The organism is Paenimyroides ceti (genome assembly GCF_030409925.1).
This window is the reverse complement of the sequence record NZ_JAUFQU010000003.1, coordinates 1-16,477: the sequence shown is the minus strand read 5'-3', so window position 1 is coordinate 16,477 and position 16,477 is coordinate 1. Positions and strand designations below refer to the sequence as shown.

The window sequence follows — 16,477 nt, the reverse complement described above, 5'->3', positions numbered from 1 at the left end:
AATTTAAAATTGATTTTGCTTTTTATTTTGATCAATTATCGGTTTTATGGTTATTATTTGTAACGGGAATCGGATCATTGATACACCTCTACTCTACGAGTTATATGAAAGAAGACGAAAACTTTCATAAGTTTTTTGCTTACCTGAATTTGTTCGTGTTTTTCATGCTGGTATTGGTTACCGGAAGCAACCTTCTGATCATGTTCATCGGTTGGGAAGGAGTTGGTTTATGCTCCTACCTGCTCATCGGGTTCTGGTATCAGAATCAGGAATACAACAATGCTGCTAAAAAAGCATTTATCATGAACCGTGTCGGAGATTTAGGATTTCTGATCGGAACTTTTATCATTGCATATTCATTCGGAACCGTAGATTTCATGGAACTTCGTGAAAGCTTATCCGGTGGTATTGCTACTTCAACACTTGCTTTGCTGGGCTGTGCAAACCTGGCGCTTTTCATCGCTGCTACAGGAAAAAGTGCGCAATTACCACTTTATACATGGCTGCCGGATGCAATGGCAGGACCAACACCTGTTTCTGCTCTTATTCACGCAGCAACAATGGTAACTGCCGGAATTTTTATGATCACACGGCTAAATTTCTTATTTGATCTTACACCGAATGTCCAACATCTTATCGCTGTGGTCGGAGGTCTTACTGCTTTGGTAGCTGCCTCTATCGGTCTTGTTCAGAATGACATCAAAAAAGTATTGGCCTACTCTACTGTTTCTCAATTGGGACTTATGTTTATGGCACTCGGATTCGGAGCTTATGAGATCGCCGTTTTCCATGTCATCACACATGCCTTTTTCAAAGCATGCCTTTTCCTTGGTTCAGGTTCAGTGATACACGCCATACACGGTGAGCAGGATATGCGCCATATGGGAGGATTAAAAAATGTGATGAAAATAACGTATGTTACCTTTTTAATCTCCTCGTTAGCCATTTCAGGTATTCCTCCATTTTCCGGATTCTTCTCCAAAGATGAAATTCTTATGGTGGCTTTCCACGAAAACATCACTTTATGGGTGATCGGTTCTTTAGCTTCTATCATGACTGCTTTTTATATGTTCCGATTACTATACCTGACGTTCTTCAACAAATTCAGAGGTACGGAAGAGCAAAAACATCATTTACACGAAAGCCCTGCAGCAATGACAATGCCGTTGATCATCCTTGCAGTATTAGCAATCATAGGCGGAGCCATCAGTTTACCGGGCAGCAGTTGGTTAAACACGTATCTTGCTCCTGTAATCCTTAACAATGCAGCTGCACATCCGCATCATTTGGGAACTACAGAATACATTCTTATGGGAGTAGCTGTAATAGGAGCCTTAATAGGTATCGGAATTGCATACAGCAAGTACATCAAAAAACAGGAACTGCCATTGAATGACAACCAGTCAAACGGTATTCATAAAGTATTGGTAAACAGTTACTATATAGACAACATCTATAATTTCTTGATTATTATGCCGCTTAACATTTTAGGGAATTTCTTTAAAAAAGTAACGGAAGTAATAATCTCCGGAGTTGTTTTCGGGTTTGCAAAATTTGCAGACGAATTGTCTTATCAAGGAAAAAAAGCACAAAACGGAAATATCGGATTGTATTTATTTGCATTCGTCATCGGTGTCTGTGTGATTATTTATTATTTATTCATAGCAAGATAATTTATATAAAATGAACGTAACATTTATCTTACTTACTCTACTAATCGGCGCTTTGCTTACTTTAGCTTCCGGCAAAAAGTTGGCACATACAACAGCCCTTTTATTCAGTATTCTCGGTTTTGGTTTTTCGCTGTTTTTATTAAATCAGTTCAATAATGGTACAGATATCTCTTATCAGGTACAGTGGATTTCAAAACCAAACATCTCTTTTGCTTTAAAAGCAGACGGACTAAGCATGTTGATGGTTTTGTTGAATACTTTTCTAACACCAGTCATCCTGCTTACCACCATTAAAAAAGATTATAAAAACCCTCATATTCTCTACGCTCTGGTATTATTCATGTCATTTGCTATGACAGGTACTTTCCTTGCTACAGACGGGTTTCTTTACTATATTTTCTGGGAATTGGCTCTGATACCAATTTTCTTTATTGCCCTATTGTGGGGTAGTGATACATGGGAAGTGCGTAAAAAAGCAATTCTTAAATTCTTTATCTACACCTTTGCAGGATCGCTCTTCATGCTTGTAGCTTTCATCTATCTGTACCAGAAAACAGGAAGTTTTTTATTAGCAGATTTAGTAAACACTGCTTTGAGTTCAACAGAACAAACATGGATATTCTTAGGCTTTTTCCTTGCATACGCTATTAAAATCCCTATTTTTCCTTTCCATACCTGGCAGGCTGATACCTATGAAAAAGCTCCGGCTATAGGAACGATGCTTTTATCTGGAATCATGCTGAAAATGGGAATTTACTCTATCTTACGCTGGCAGTTACCTTTGACACCAAATATGAATGAAGGCATATTAAATACCGTAATCATCCTTTGTCTTATCGGTGTTATATATGCTTCTTTAATTGCTTTAAGGCAATCCAATCTCAAAAGATTATTGGCATATTCCTCTATGGCGCACGTAGGCCTTATTGCTGCGGGAGCATATACTTACACAACAGACGGATATCATGGTGTAGTATTACAGATGATCGCACACGGACTGGTGATCGTAGGTCTCTTCTTTCTTACAGAAATTATTTATGCAAGATATCAGACTTATACCATCAGAGAAATGGGTGGTATCCGATCTCAGGCAATAAAGTTTACCTCTTTTTTCATGATATTCATGTTCGCTTCTATCGGTTTACCGGGAACTTTCAGTTTTATCGGAGAATTTACCATACTATACAGTTTATCTCAGATAAACCTTATGTATGCACTTTTGGGAGGAACCACCATCATACTTGGTGCTTATTATATGATGAAAATGTTTCAGAAAGCCGTTTTGGGTCCGCAAAACAAAAATACGTTTGCTGATTTAAATACAAACGAATGTCTGATATTAGCTGTATTAGCTGCTGCAGTTATCTTTTTCGGACTGTACCCAAAACCACTTACAGACCTCTTATTCACATCGATTGTATAACAAATAAAGATCAAAAATGACCCGAAATACGGTTTCATTTTAATAAAATAGACATATGAATACATTAATTGCTTTAGCAGGATTAGCCGTTTTAATATTGGTTTTAGAAATAATAAACCTGCGTAAAATTATTGTACCGCTTACTATTATCGGTTTGTTGGCTGCGTTGGGAATATCAATCTGTGATATGGCTAACGAAGCAGGCTACTACCACAATATGATTGTTGTAAACAAATCAAATATGCTGTATACAAGCCTGTTTATTGTATTGACGGTTTTTATAGTAATGCTTAGTGAAGACTTTTACAAGCCGCATTATGATAAGATTTCGGATTATGTATCCTTAAAAATATTTTTGTTGATAGGGGCTGTTTCCATGGTAACCTTCGGAAATCTGACCATGTTTTTTATCGGTTTGGAAATTTTATCCATCACCCTTTATATTTTGGCAGGTAGCGACAGAACAGATGTCAAAAGTAATGAGTCCGGAATGAAATATTTCTTAATGGGTTCCTTTGCTTCCGGTTTTGTGTTATTCGGAATCGCTTTGGTATATGGTGCTACGGCTTCATTTGATATGAATACCATCTCTAATAGCCTTACAGCAGTTACCGCTCCAACCTGGCTGTATCTTGGTATTGTACTTATTTGTATCGGAATGTTATTTAAAATTGCAGCCTTCCCTTTCCATTTCTGGGCACCTGATGTTTACCAGGGAGCTCCAATGCTCACTACAACAATTATGAGTACTTTGGCAAAAGTAGTTGCTGTAGCAACCTTCTATAAATTATTAACGGCATTTCAGCCCATTTTACCGGAAAACTTCCATTATCTTCTGGTCTTCTTAGCGATTGCAACCATGTGTGTCGGAAATGTTATGGCACTGCGTCAGGAAAACATAAAAAGAATGCTGGCTTATTCAGGAATCTCTCATGCAGGTTTTATGATGATTGCCCTTTTGGTAATAGAAAATGCCAATGCCAACCTGTTTTACTATGCTTCAGCTTATGCCCTTTCAGGAATTGCAGCTTTTGCAGTAATCATGTCGGTATGCAGCAAAAAAGAAGATGAATTAATAAAGCATTTTAAAGGCTTAGGAAAGAAAAAACCTGTTTTGGCAGCAGTGCTTACCATGGCGTTATTATCTATGGCAGGTATTCCGGTTTTTGCAGGGTTCTTCGGAAAATTCTTTCTATTAAACAATGCCTTGGAAAATGGTTATATAACCTTAGTCATATTCGGAGTAGTCAACTCTATCATCAGTATATACTATTATTTTAAAGTAATTTCTGCTATGTACAGCCAAAGTGCAGAAACAGAAGAACCGGAAGTTACCAATAGTGCTATTTATCAATTTGTAGCAGTTCTGGCCATCACTTTAAATATCATCATCGGTATTTATCCGGCCTTACTATTGGATCTTTTTTAATTTAATCCTTAGATTTATATTTCTTGAAAAGCCGGACTTCGTGAAGTCCGGCTTTTTTTGTGTAATTTTATGGAAAGAAAAAAATATGGACCTACCATCGCGTCATATTCCTAAAAATTCAAATGCTTTTTCCAGTTATTGGAATACAGAGAAACCAAATTATTTAGCACATCATCTGTCACCGCAAATAAAACTTGAAGCGGCACAGCAAATGGTACCTTACTATTATGAAGCAGACGCTATCGGCGATGCAGTAGCTTTAGAATTTCTTATAAAAAAAGGATTTCAGCAAGGCATGAAAGAGCTGCATCAGATGCTGGCCACCTATCCTCTGAATAAAGAAACCTATTCTTCAGAAACCCAACTTTTCTTAGAGCAAATTTTCTCTCTTCCCCAATGGCTGGATACAGATTTGCTCCAAAAAGGCAGCAATTTTTGTAACAGAACAGGTACATCCGGACTTGCAACGCTCCGCAATTATTGTCTGATGGGCGGTTACGAATCATCAGCCATCAACAAGCCGTTGATTTTTACAGGAGCCTTAAAAAAAGGAGCGGTAAAAAGATTGTCTGACACAGTCGTTTTCTGGATAAATGTTACTGCACAAGACGGTATGAAAATAAAAGAAAAAGGCTTTTTCAGCGCAGTTACTACCCGTCTTATTCATTCGTATTCGCGAATCATGATTGAAAGACAACCGGACTGGAAAACACAAGATTGGGGCAGACCTCTGAATACATGGGACATGCTGGCTACTAATTTAGGTTTTTCCATAGTATTTCTTGACGGTCTTCAAAAATTGGGATTGAAGCCAACAAAAGAAGAGATTGCCGGAGTACTGCATCTGTGGAAATATATTGGGTATCTTATAGGAATTCCTGAACATTTACTTGCAGATACGGAAACTCAGGCAGCTGATGCCCTATTTCTTTGGAGTAAAACACAGAAAGGTGCTGATGAAGATTCCATTTCACTTGCCTATTCCCTATACGAAGAACCTCAACGGGTCACCTTTACAAAATCTCAATATCTTAAAAATTTTGTACAGTACACCAATCTGGGCTATAATAATTTCTTGTTGGGAAAGGAGAGTTGTAAAAAGTTAGGATTACCTTATACAAAGGCTATCCGATGGGTAAAATTTATCACAATGATGAATTCATTACAACAAAAAGCTGCTTCCCTGCACCCAACGCTGTACCGATATATGATAAGAAAGGGAAACAAAGAACAGCTCAACGTTTTGAAGCTGTATAAAAAACAAGAGTATCACCAAAAAACGGTTTAAAAAGGGGGCTTCAAGGAAAATAATCTATATTAAGAGTTTTTCGGGATATTTAAAATAACTTTGATAAAAACATCAGTATGGAATTGGGTATCTCTATGTTTGGTGACTTGGCCTACAATTCACAAACACAAAAAAGAAAAACAGCACAGCAACGTTTAAAAGAAATGCTGGAAGAAATAAAACTGGCAGACGAAGTTGGTCTGGATGTATTCGGACTGGGAGAACACCATCGCCCGGATTATAGCGTTTCATCACCACAAACCGTACTCGCAGCAGCTGCAACGATTACCAAAAACATCAAATTGGGAAGCGCCGTTTCTGTTTTAAGTTCCGACGACCCCATTCGGTTATACCAGCAATTTGCAACGATTGATCTGATATCAGACGGCCGTGCAGAAATCATGGTAGGCAGAGGCAGTTTTATTGAGTCGTTCCCTCTTTTCGGTTATGACCTTAAGGATTATGACCGTTTATTCGAAGAAAAATTGCAATTATTACTAACCCTGAATAATAATGAAATCATCAATTGGGAAGGTCATTTCCGAGCCCCTATAAAGCATCAGGAAATATTTCCAAAACCGCTGCACCAAAAATTGCCGGTATGGATCGCTGTAGGTGGTACACCCGAATCTGTATTGCGTGCTGCAAAATTAGGACTGCCGCTGACAATTGCAATTATAGGAGGCTATCCGGTACAGTTTGAACCTTTACTGAGAATGTATAAAGAACAGTATTTTGCAAACGGGCATTCAAAAGAAAACTATCAGCTTGGCGTCAATTCCCATTTGTTTGTAGGGAATGATGCTTCTGTAAGAGATGTTTATTTTCCATATTATGCGGCTCAAATGAACCATATTGGTAAAGAGAGAGGCTGGGCACCTTTTTCAAGAGCGCAATTTGAAGCAACAGCAGCACCGGACGGAGCTTACTTTATGGGCGGTCCGGAAGAAATCACTGACAAAATACTACAGCAGCACGAAATATTTAATCATACGCGTTTTGTAGGACAGATTGATGTAGGCGGACCTGATCATTCGCTTATTATGAAATCAATTGAACTATTCGGTACAAGAGTAGCTCCTGAAGTACGAAAACATCTTTCAAAGTAAAAATAAAAAAGTAAAAACCATGGTCTATAGCCATGGTTTTTATTGAATATAATAATTGACAGCACAGTTATTCTTTCTGATACCGGATAAATAACTTATCTGCTCAAAAGACAACAGTTAAAAATCCTGTTTAGGTGTTAATCATATTCAATGCTTCTTCAACACTGTTCTTGCTACTACCGACAAACATTTTATCCTTGTAAAAGATTACCGGACGGTTTAAAAAAGTATAATGCTCAAGAATATAATTTTTATAGTCATTCTCTGACAGAACCTCATCTTTTAAGCCTCTTTCCTTATAAAGTTTTGCCCGTTTGCTGAACAGTTTTTCATAACTGTTGGTATGAGCATACATTTCCTCTAACTGTTTTACCGTAATGCTCTTTTCTTTGATATCCTGCAACTCAAACTGCTCCAGATTATCAATCTGATTAAGTATTCTCTTACAGGTATCACAAGTCTTTAAATAATAAATTTTTTTCATAAGCTTAAAAATAAAAAAAGCAAATACTGCTATTTGCTTTTTGTGATTTATATTTTTTCTGTTACAAACAACTGATCAGAAAGTCTGATTCTGAAAGGCACTTCAAATGTTACTTTATCTCCCTCAACAGCTTTGGTTGCTTCTTTACCGTTTACTTTCATAGAATGCAGCACCATGCGTTCTTCTCCGGTTGTAGGCCCCTGAATAATGATTTCGTCACCCATATTGAGTTGCTTTTGTTCAATTAAAAATTGAGCTACAGAAGCTTTGGTAAAATAATGTTGTCCTTTACCAACCAATATTTTTCTTTCCGTTTGTTTCTTCTTCCGAATCTCAGTTACTTTGGCTACGCGTACCGGTTTGACTTCTTCAAAGATATTGCGTTCCTTTTTGAACGTAAGCGCAGATGATTTTCCTTTCTTGAAAATCAAATTGCCTTTTTGAACACCTTGTCTGAGTTTCTTTTGCTCTTCTACCGGCAGCTGGATAATTTCCATACATCGATCCGAACAACATCCGTGCATTTTTTCTGCACATTCATCGCACTGAATAAATAACAGATGGCATCCTTCATTAGCGCAGTTGATATGGGTGTCACATGGTTTACCGCACTGGTGGCAGTTTGCGATAATATCATCTGTAATTCGCTCTCCTAAACGATGGTCAAAAACAAAATTTTTCCCAATAAACTTGCTCTCCAGATTTTCTGCTTTTACCTGTCGGGTATATTCAATAATACCACCCTCTAACTGAAATACATTTTTGAATCCTTTGTGTTTAAAGAACGCAGAGGCTTTTTCGCAACGGATTCCACCGGTACAATACATGAGCAGTTTTTTATCCTCTTTATGAGCGGCAAGCTGTTGTTCAATAATAGGTAACGATTCTCTGAAAGTATCCACATCGGGTGTAATGGCATTTTTAAAACGTCCTATTTCACTCTCGTAATGGTTTCTGAAATCAACAACAATCGTATCCGGATCCTCTAAAAGTTCATTAAATTCCTGTGCCTTTAAATGAATTCCTTTATTGGTTACATCAAAAGTAGCATCATCCAGACCATCAGCAACAATTTTCTTACGTACTTTAACCGTCAGTTTCAAAAAAGACAAGTCATCCTGTTCTACAGCTACATTCAGGCGAATGCCTTTCATAAAGTCATACACTTCCAACGTTTCTCTGAAAGCTTCAAAATTTTCTGCAGGCACACTCATCTGTGCATTGATTCCTTCGTGGGCAACATACGTTCTTCCTAAGGCATCTAATCGGTTCCATTCAATAAATAGGTCGTCTCTGAATTTTTGGGGATCCTGGATGTTTGCATAAGCATAAAAAGAAAGGGTTAATCTTTTTTGTCCTGCCTGCTCAATTAATTGTGCGCGTTCATCAGCGCTTAAAGTGTTGTACAGTTGCATGCTATAAACTTTTAAGTGTAAGTAATTTATTTCTGTGAACTCTAAATGGAAGAATTCTCTGCAAAATTACATGTTTTTTTATAAAATAAAAAAAGACCTTTGGAATAAAGGTCTTTGAATTATATAATTACAGACTGTCTTTGGATATTTTAGCCGTTTCTGCCTGTTTATCTGATTTCTGAAGCTGCTTTTCTTCATTATACAGCTCCCTTATCTTTTGCTGTTTCCTTATTTCCGGAAGATGCTTACTGATCACTTCATTCATTTGCGAAACTGAGATTGTGGTTGCTTGCGGATCTTTTACAAGGTCATTCCATATTCCCTTTTTACCAAAAGCGTAATCTCCATAAACTATAACCGGAGTACCTTTTACCTTTACGGTGTTTTTGTTTTCGAGTACCCATTGGTCAGCCCAGTTATACATCCATTGTGCATCAGCATCCAGTAAACGCAAACAAGAATGAGACGCAGGATATCCCGGTAAAGCATACTGATGCCAGCCTACGCCTCCGGAATTGCTGATGTTAAAATTCCAGTTGAGAATCCACTCATCATTTGCAGTACTCTTTATTTTTCTGCCTTTCCAGTTCGTAAAGAACAGTCCTCTGGGTGTTTGGGCTGTCTTTTTCCCCATATTGGTAGGTCCCCATTTCACCAATACCCCTTTTTCATACAACGCATACGCTTGAATCGGATAAGAAAATACAGCAATTTTAGGAATACTGTCCAATATAGTAAGCTCATGCGGAAAGGGAGAGTAGCTCATAATATCAGTTCGCACCTCTTTAGGTACAATAATCGTATCTCTTCTGTTGATATTATCCGTATCAATACGATTTAGTGCAGCAATGATATATATCTCTTCTTTACTGTATTTTTTGTAAAAGGCTTTGCGTAAAGAATCACTTACCTTGATGGGCCAGGACATGTATTCTTGTCCATTATATATGGCATATTTATCAGCTCTTTTCTTTTTAACAAGCTGAAGACTGTCTTCTCTGGCAATACTGTCTTGTGCTTTGATTGTCAATGAATCTATTTTTTCTGCCGGATGCGAACGAATTGTATCATGATCAGGAATTATTTCGTCTTTTTGTTCTTTTTTACAGCTGCCCAACATCAAAAATAACAGGCTGATTGTAGTAAATATAAGTGTTTTTCTCATCTCCAATTTTTAAATGAAAATACACATTTTTTTTATATCCTATATCAGAAACATTCAAAATGGCTATTAATAGGGAGATGGTGAAAGTAGCTTTACTTTCTGCTCCTCTAATAATGTATTGTTTAAAAAAAACCGGTGAAAAATATTTTCACCGGTTTTTTTATTTTTTTGTTTCGGCCACCGTGCCACAGGTCAGCATAGAGGAACCATAATAGGGATTTTGATGTCCTTTTCTTCGCTTAACCAATATGCTTTTTTCATTGGGCAGTATTGATAATAAACAGGCTGAGTTACTTTATCAGAACCTTTTACAACTTGCCATAAAGTAGTAGAAACATCATTAAAGGCAGTTCGCTGCTTCTCAAGATTTGTTGACTTGCTCATTTTTTCAGTAGCTTTTAGCAAAGCATCTTTCAAAACAAAATTAGTTTCTCCTTTAATACTTTTATAGAACACTTCAATTGCCTGATTGGCAGACTTACCATCACCTTTTACCAAAGCATTTTTCACGTTGATATAATTATTAAACAACGTTTTCGTATTTTGTGCCAGTGCTGAATATCCTAACAACAGACCAGCAAATAAAAACAGACTCTTTCTCATCACTATTGTTTATTAAATTATCATTTATATTTTTTAACTGTTGCAGGATATCAAAGGCTCAATCTTAAATCCTGCTTTCTGTACGCTTTCGATGATTTCTTTCTCATTGGCACCATCAGATCTTAACGTCAGTATTTTTTCTCTGTTTTTTGTGTCCACTTCCCAGTGAGAGATACTTTTAACAGCATCCAGAAAAGGAGTAACTTTTGCTACACAACTACTACAGTTTATATTTGTCTTGAACTTAATATCTTTCTGTTCCATTTTATTTACGTATTATTTATTAATAGTACAAAGTTGAAAAAAACCAAGGGTATTAGTTTTACGTTATTATCGAATTAATTTGTAAAATTTCTGCTATTACAGAAATGTTGAAAGAGTAGAATATACGAACTCTCTATAATGAAGTGGTCAGTTTTGTTTCAACTGTTTATAATAAGAAGAGGTAAAACCTGTATATTTCTTTAATTGATTAGAAAGATGTGCAGGGCTGCTATATCCTAAAGTATAAGCAATTTCAGATAAAGACTGATCTGTATGCATGAGCAATTCTTTCACTTTGTCAAGTTTTTCAGAGATGATGTATTTTTCAAGAGTAGACCCATGTACTAATGAAAATAGAGCACTCAATGAATCATAGTCTTTATGTAATTCACGACTGATAAGAAGAGAAAATTTAATATTCTCTCCCGTACTCATCTGCTCTGAAATTGCCCTTGCAACAATTATTTTTATCTTTTCTACCAATTGCTGTTTCTTATTATAGAGAATATCAAAACCTATCTCCTGTAGTACATTTCTGATCATTTGTTCATCAATAGCAGCTTTTTCTTTAAGAACAACTTCTCCAAGTCGTATTTCAGAAATAAGTAATCCTAATTTTGACAATTCATCGGTAAGTACATAAATACATCTGTTACACACCATACCTTTGATTAACAATTTTGAAGTGTTTTTCATGAATTCCAGTATTTTATTTTTAAAGAAGAATCAGGTAAGATCTAAACTCCTGTTTTTGCAGTAAGAAAGATAGTACCGACAGCTCATAAAAAACCGTCGGCACTACTTTAAAAAAAAATTCCTATATTTTCCTGTAAGTCGTTACAACGTCCCATTGCAGACCTATCAGGAAATGCCTTAATCCTAAGTTGTCACAGTATAACCTGCTTTTTGAATAGTATTTATCAGTTCTTTTTCGAGCTGATCTCTCTCAACTATAACAGATACTTTACCTGGTTCAACAAATTGAATCTGAACACCTTCAATATTCTTGATGGCATTTCGTACGGTTGTCTGGCAATGCGGAGTTTGCATATCAGACACATTTAATGTTAGTTTTTTCATTTTTTCTTATTTTTTTAATTCGTTAGAAAAAACGGAGTATTTACATAAAATAAATTGAGTAAACATCTAAAAACGTACTCCGTTTTTTCTGTATTATATTGTTATTTTATCCGAGGAGTTACCGTATAACCTGCTTGTTGTATGGTTTTTATTACCTCATTTTCCAGTTGGTCTGTTTCGATAAAAACAGACACTTTACCTGCTTCCAAATATTGAATTTGTACACCTGCAATTTTTGTAATTGCGTTGCTTACGGTTGTCTGGCAATGCGGAGTTTGCATATCAGACACATTTATTGTTATATTCTTCATTTTTAATCTTTTGTTAGTGTTAAACATTCTTAAGTAATTATCATGACAGAAATATTTTATGCTATCAGATAATGTATTTATTTTTTCCATTTTAATCGTAAACTATTGCTCACAACGCTGACGCTACTTAATGCCATTGCAGCTCCGGCAATCATTGGGTTTAGCAAAAATCCATTAATCGGATAAAGGATACCCGCAGCAACAGGAATACCTATAAGGTTATAGATAAATGCCCAGAAAAGATTTTGTTTTATGGTTGCAACAGTTTGTTTAGATAAACGAATCGCCTGTGGAATTTTAGTCAGATCAGATGAAATTATGGTCATTTTGGCAACATCCATTGCAATATCACTTCCTTTGCCCATAGCAATACTTACATCTGCTGTTGCCAGTGCAGTACTGTCGTTAATACCGTCTCCAACCATGGCGACTACTTTGCCGTCTTGTTGCAATTTTTTCACAAATTCTGCTTTATGTTGCGGCAAAACCTCAGCTTTATAGTGCTGAATCCCTGTCTGGTCAGCAATTGCTTTTGCTGTAGCTTCATTGTCTCCCGTAAGCATATAAAGAACAATCCCCATTTCCTGCATCTGTTTGATGGCCTCAACTGACGTTTCTTTAATTTTATCAGAGATTGCGATCACACTTAATGCTTTTTTGCTATCAGAAAACCAGATAACGGTTTTAGACTCTATACTCCATTGTTCTGCCTGTTCCAGTAATTCGTTGGAAATCGTAATATTATTTTCTGCGAGTAGTTTTTTGTTTCCTACAAAATAATATTCATCATTATGAAGTGCTTTGGCTCCTTTTCCCGTGATACTTTGTACATTTGCAAATCAGGGAGTGTATGTAAAACCTCGTTTTGTAAGCAAAATAACGGATAAAAATGGTGTAGTGCTTTATGAATCACAGTCAGAAACAAAAGATGTGATGAGTAAAGATATTTCTTATGCGATTGTAAAATTATTAGAGGGGGTTACTGAAAGTGGCTCCGGTGCCCGTTTGCGCTATACAGGAGCAGGTGGGGCAGGTTATCACCGTATGACAGGTTACCCTTATGCTTTCAAAAATCCGATTGCAGGGAAAACAGGTACTACTCAAAACAACAGTGACGGATGGTTTATCGGTATGGTACCGAATCTTGCTACTGGAGTTTGGGTAGGGAATGAAGATCGTGGAGCGCATTTCCGTTCTACTGTATACGGTCAGGGAGCAACAATGGCACTGCCAATCTGGGCAATTTATATGCGTAAATGTTATAAAGACCCTGATTTATATATTTCTACAGATGACTTTGACCGGCCAGCTTCACTAACAATCAATGTAGATTGCTGGAAAGGCGGATCACGAGTAGCCAATGATACACTTGGTGGTGTTTCAGGAAGCAAAAAAGACTCTTTGGCACCTCCTACTCAAAGCATTATAAAAGAATTTGACTTTTAAGGAATAATTTAAAAAAACGGCTGATTAATCAAGCCGTTTTTTTTATATTTATTCCCAATAATGATTTAACTAAAGTTATGATAAATAAAAAAGTAGCAAACGCTCAGGAAGCTTTGGCTGATGTAAAAGATAACCAAACCATTATGCTTGGCGGTTTTGGTTTGTGCGGTATACCGGAAAATTCTATTGCAGAATTGGTTCGTAAAAACACAACAGGTTTGACCTGTATTTCTAACAATGCAGGAGTAGATGATTTTGGCTTAGGATTATTGTTACAAAAAAACAAATCAAAAAAATGATATCTTCTTATGTAGGAGAAAATGCTGAATTTGAGCGTCAGATGCTAAGTGGGGAATTAGATGTAGAATTAACTCCGCAGGGAACACTCGCTGAAAAATGCCGTGCTGCACAAGCTGGAATTCCTGCTTTCTTTACACCAGCCGGGTTTGGAACTGAAGTAGCTGAAGGTAAGGAAACAAGAGAATTCAATGGAAAGATGTACGTAATGGAAGAAGCTTATAAAGCAGACTTCGCCATTGTAAAAGCGTGGAAAGGCGACGAAGCAGGAAATCTTATTTTTAAAGGAACTGCGAGAAATTTCAACGCTTGTATGGCTGGTGCCGGAAAAATTACGATTGCTGAAGTAGAAGAACTGGTTCCTGTCGGTAGCCTGGATCCGAATCAAATTCATATTCCTGGTATATATGTAAAGAGAATCTTTCAAGGGGAGAACTATGAAAAACGTATTGAACAAAGAACAGTAAGACAAAAATAAAATGGCATTAGATAAAATAGGTATTGCAAAACGTATAGCAAAAGAATTACAGGACGGATTTTATGTCAATCTGGGAATTGGAATTCCTACGTTGGTTGCAAATTATGTTCCTGAAGGAATGAATGTAGAATTTCAAAGTGAAAACGGGGTATTAGGAATGGGTCCATTCCTTATGAAGGCGAAGAAGATGCAGATTTGATTAATGCCGGAAAACAAACCATAACTACTTTACCGGGTGCGTCTTTTTTTGATTCGGCAACAAGCTTTGGAATGATTCGTTCACAACATGTTGACCTCACTATTTTAGGAGCAATGGAAATTTCAGAAAACGGGGATATTGCCAATTGGAAAATTCCAGGAAAAATGGTAAAAGGTATGGGGGGGGCCATGGATTTGGTTGCTTCAGCAGAAAATATAATCGTTGCCATGATGCATGTAAACAAAGCCGGTGAGTCCAAAATATTGAAAAAATGTACTTTACCGCTTACAGGAGTTGCTTGTGTAAAGAAAGTGGTAACGGAACTCGCTGTAATGGAAATTACTCCAAATGGTATAAAATTATTAGAAAGAGCTCCAGGAGTAAGTGTGGATGATATCATCAAGGCAACTGAAGCACATCTTATCATTGAAGGTGATATTCCTGAGATGGATTTATAAAAACAAAAAAAGCTATGAAAGAGAAAATTATTTTGCCGTTTTATCTTAGACTCACCTGTGTCTTAATAAGTTTATGCCTGATGACGTATATATCCATCGTTGGGCAATCCATATTGGTGCCTTTAGTAATTGGCTTTTTAGTAGCTATGTTATTGTTACCAATCTCCATTTTTTTGAAAGAAAACTTCGATTTCCGCGTATCATTACTTCATTGATTTCGCCCATTCTATTTGTTCTGCTGATTGTAGGTGTAGGCTATTTTTTAGGAACACAAATCGCCCATTTCAAAGATGACTTACTGCTTTTCAACAACAACTTACGACACTCTTCCACAATGTACAGGATTTTGTTTATGAGCATTTTGGCGTAAAACAAAGTGAACAATTAGAATATCTGACTGAAATGCTGGAAAAGACGGTAAAGGCAAGCACTGGTTTTGTCGGAAATGCTTTACTATCCATATCTTCTACATTGATGTCATCAACATTCGTATTTCTTTATATTTTCTTTATTCTGCTTTACAGAAGTCATCTGGTAAAATTTATTAAAGCCTGTTTCGGACAAAGCAATGAAGTTACGGTAATGAAAATTGTAAATGACATCCAGAAAATAATCAAACAATATCTGATAGGTCTGATGATACAAGTAGTTATTGTCACTACGCTCATGTACATTGCCTATCTGATCATCGGTATTAAATATGCGTTTCTGTTAGCAGCATTGGCAGGTATACTAAACCTTATTCCTTATTTAGGTATTTTTACAGCTACATCAATCGCGGCCATAGTAACATTAGCCACAGGAGAGCCTATAGACGCCCTATTTGCAATCATCGCTGTCATTGTGGTAAACTCTATAGATGGTAACATTATTACACCTAAAATCATTGGATCTCAGGTCCAGGTAAACTCATTTCTTGTTTTATTCGGAATCATTGTAGGAGAATCAATATGGGGAATTTCCGGAATGTTTCTGGCCATCCCATTATTGGCGATCAGCAAAATAATTTTCGATAATGTAAATGATCTAAAACCTTATGGATTTTTATTGGGTGAAGAAGGTGCCCCTGTACCTTTCTTTAAAATACCTATGATCGATATCTGTATGGAATAAAATCTCCTGACGATCTGCCGGAAGATCTTCAGACAGAAGAACAAAATCATCAGGAATTTGATGAGAAAAATCAGATTGATACTGAAGAAAAAAAGGAAGATAACAAAGAGTCTTAAAGCCGTAGTAAAATCAATAGATTAATTCGGTTTACAGATAATAAAAAAAGTCCTGAGTAAATTGCTCAGGGACTTTTTTATTGATGCCATTCAACAGATAAGATCGCTATTTGAGCCTTTTGTCTT

At 36.6% G+C, this 16,477-nt stretch carries 15 protein-coding genes and 5 pseudogenes; 11 read left to right on the top strand and 9 right to left on the bottom strand.

Annotated features, from left to right (window positions below; genetic code table 11):
• The 5 genes from nuoL to QW060_RS17395 form a co-directional block, all read left to right on the top strand.
• A partial coding sequence (gene nuoL / locus QW060_RS17415) for an NADH-quinone oxidoreductase subunit L (protein ID WP_290364823.1) occupies positions 1 to 1,673 on the top strand: 1,673 nt, incomplete at its 5' end.
• Between the two features lie 10 nt (positions 1,674 to 1,683).
• Positions 1,684 to 3,096: a complex I subunit 4 family protein gene (locus QW060_RS17410; RefSeq protein WP_290364373.1), complete on the top strand. Its 1,413-nt coding sequence runs from the start codon at positions 1,684 to 1,686 to the stop codon at positions 3,094 to 3,096.
• 55 nt (positions 3,097 to 3,151) lie between these two features.
• On the top strand, positions 3,152 to 4,525 hold the full coding sequence (locus QW060_RS17405; protein WP_290364374.1) for an NADH-quinone oxidoreductase subunit N: 1,374 nt from the start codon (positions 3,152 to 3,154) through the stop codon (positions 4,523 to 4,525).
• A gap of 85 nt (positions 4,526 to 4,610) precedes the next feature.
• Positions 4,611 to 5,813 carry an oxygenase MpaB family protein gene (locus QW060_RS17400; protein ID WP_290364375.1) on the top strand — a complete coding sequence of 401 codons (1,203 nt, stop codon included), beginning with the start codon at positions 4,611 to 4,613 and terminating at the stop codon, positions 5,811 to 5,813.
• Between the two features lie 77 nt (positions 5,814 to 5,890).
• Positions 5,891 to 6,922, top strand: a complete 1,032-nt coding sequence (locus QW060_RS17395; RefSeq protein WP_290364376.1) for an Atu2307/SP_0267 family LLM class monooxygenase — start codon at positions 5,891 to 5,893, stop codon at positions 6,920 to 6,922.
• Positions 6,923 to 7,052: 130 nt separating this feature from the next.
• On the opposite strand, the gene QW060_RS17390 is transcribed toward QW060_RS17395, so the two are convergent.
• The 3 genes from QW060_RS17390 to QW060_RS17380 form a co-directional block, all read right to left on the bottom strand.
• Positions 7,053 to 7,406 carry an arsenate reductase family protein gene (locus tag QW060_RS17390; RefSeq protein ID WP_290364377.1) on the bottom strand — a complete coding sequence of 118 codons (354 nt, stop codon included), beginning with the start codon at positions 7,404 to 7,406 and terminating at the stop codon, positions 7,053 to 7,055.
• Between the two features lie 47 nt (positions 7,407 to 7,453).
• Entirely contained in the window at positions 7,454 to 8,821 is a 1,368-nt protein-coding gene (gene trhO, locus QW060_RS17385) for an oxygen-dependent tRNA uridine(34) hydroxylase TrhO (RefSeq protein WP_290364378.1), read from the bottom strand.
• 127 nt (positions 8,822 to 8,948) lie between these two features.
• Positions 8,949 to 9,986 (bottom strand): L,D-transpeptidase, encoded by a 1,038-nt coding sequence (locus QW060_RS17380; protein ID WP_290364379.1) that lies wholly within the window; start codon positions 9,984 to 9,986, stop codon positions 8,949 to 8,951.
• Between the two features lie 59 nt (positions 9,987 to 10,045).
• On the opposite strand from QW060_RS17380, the gene QW060_RS17375 reads away from it, so the two are divergent.
• Positions 10,046 to 10,198 (top strand): hypothetical protein, encoded by a 153-nt coding sequence (locus tag QW060_RS17375; protein ID WP_290364822.1) that lies wholly within the window; start codon positions 10,046 to 10,048, stop codon positions 10,196 to 10,198.
• Here the strand turns inward: QW060_RS17375 and QW060_RS17370 are convergent.
• From QW060_RS17370 to QW060_RS17345, 6 genes and pseudogenes are all read right to left on the bottom strand, one after another.
• Positions 10,179 to 10,589: a DUF3347 domain-containing protein gene (locus QW060_RS17370; RefSeq protein ID WP_290364821.1), complete on the bottom strand. Its 411-nt coding sequence runs from the start codon at positions 10,587 to 10,589 to the stop codon at positions 10,179 to 10,181. The genes QW060_RS17375 and QW060_RS17370 overlap by 20 nt on opposite strands.
• Positions 10,590 to 10,622: 33 nt before the next feature.
• Positions 10,623 to 10,853 carry a heavy-metal-associated domain-containing protein gene (locus QW060_RS17365; RefSeq protein ID WP_290364381.1) on the bottom strand — a complete coding sequence of 77 codons (231 nt, stop codon included), beginning with the start codon at positions 10,851 to 10,853 and terminating at the stop codon, positions 10,623 to 10,625.
• 147 nt (positions 10,854 to 11,000) lie between these two features.
• Complete coding sequence (locus QW060_RS17360; RefSeq protein ID WP_290364382.1) at positions 11,001 to 11,549, bottom strand: helix-turn-helix domain-containing protein; 549 nt, start codon at positions 11,547 to 11,549, stop codon at positions 11,001 to 11,003.
• Positions 11,550 to 11,732: 183 nt separating this feature from the next.
• On the bottom strand, positions 11,733 to 11,933 hold the full coding sequence (locus tag QW060_RS17355) for a heavy-metal-associated domain-containing protein (RefSeq protein ID WP_290364383.1): 201 nt from the start codon (positions 11,931 to 11,933) through the stop codon (positions 11,733 to 11,735).
• Between the two features lie 101 nt (positions 11,934 to 12,034).
• Positions 12,035 to 12,244 (bottom strand): heavy-metal-associated domain-containing protein, encoded by a 210-nt coding sequence (locus tag QW060_RS17350; RefSeq protein WP_290364384.1) that lies wholly within the window; start codon positions 12,242 to 12,244, stop codon positions 12,035 to 12,037.
• 77 nt (positions 12,245 to 12,321) lie between these two features.
• Positions 12,322 to 13,068 (bottom strand): annotated as a pseudogene (locus QW060_RS17345) (HAD-IC family P-type ATPase); the annotation flags it as partial.
• A gap of 4 nt (positions 13,069 to 13,072) precedes the next feature.
• On the opposite strand from QW060_RS17345, the pseudogene QW060_RS17340 reads away from it, so the two are divergent.
• The 5 genes and pseudogenes from QW060_RS17340 to QW060_RS17320 form a co-directional block, all read left to right on the top strand.
• A pseudogene (locus tag QW060_RS17340) lies at positions 13,073 to 13,690 on the top strand (penicillin-binding transpeptidase domain-containing protein); the annotation flags it as partial.
• Positions 13,691 to 13,767: 77 nt separating this feature from the next.
• Positions 13,768 to 14,465, top strand: a pseudogene (locus QW060_RS17335) (CoA transferase subunit A).
• A 1-nt stretch (position 14,466) separates the two neighbouring features.
• Positions 14,467 to 15,122, top strand: a pseudogene (locus QW060_RS17330) (CoA transferase subunit B).
• A 73-nt stretch (positions 15,123 to 15,195) separates the two neighbouring features.
• A complete protein-coding gene (locus QW060_RS17325) occupies positions 15,196 to 15,492 on the top strand; it encodes a hypothetical protein (RefSeq protein ID WP_290364820.1) in 297 nt (98 codons plus the stop codon).
• A pseudogene (locus QW060_RS17320) lies at positions 15,489 to 16,235 on the top strand (AI-2E family transporter); the annotation flags it as partial. The gene QW060_RS17325 and the pseudogene QW060_RS17320, both read left to right, overlap by 4 nt.
• Positions 16,236 to 16,477 lie beyond the last annotated feature (242 nt).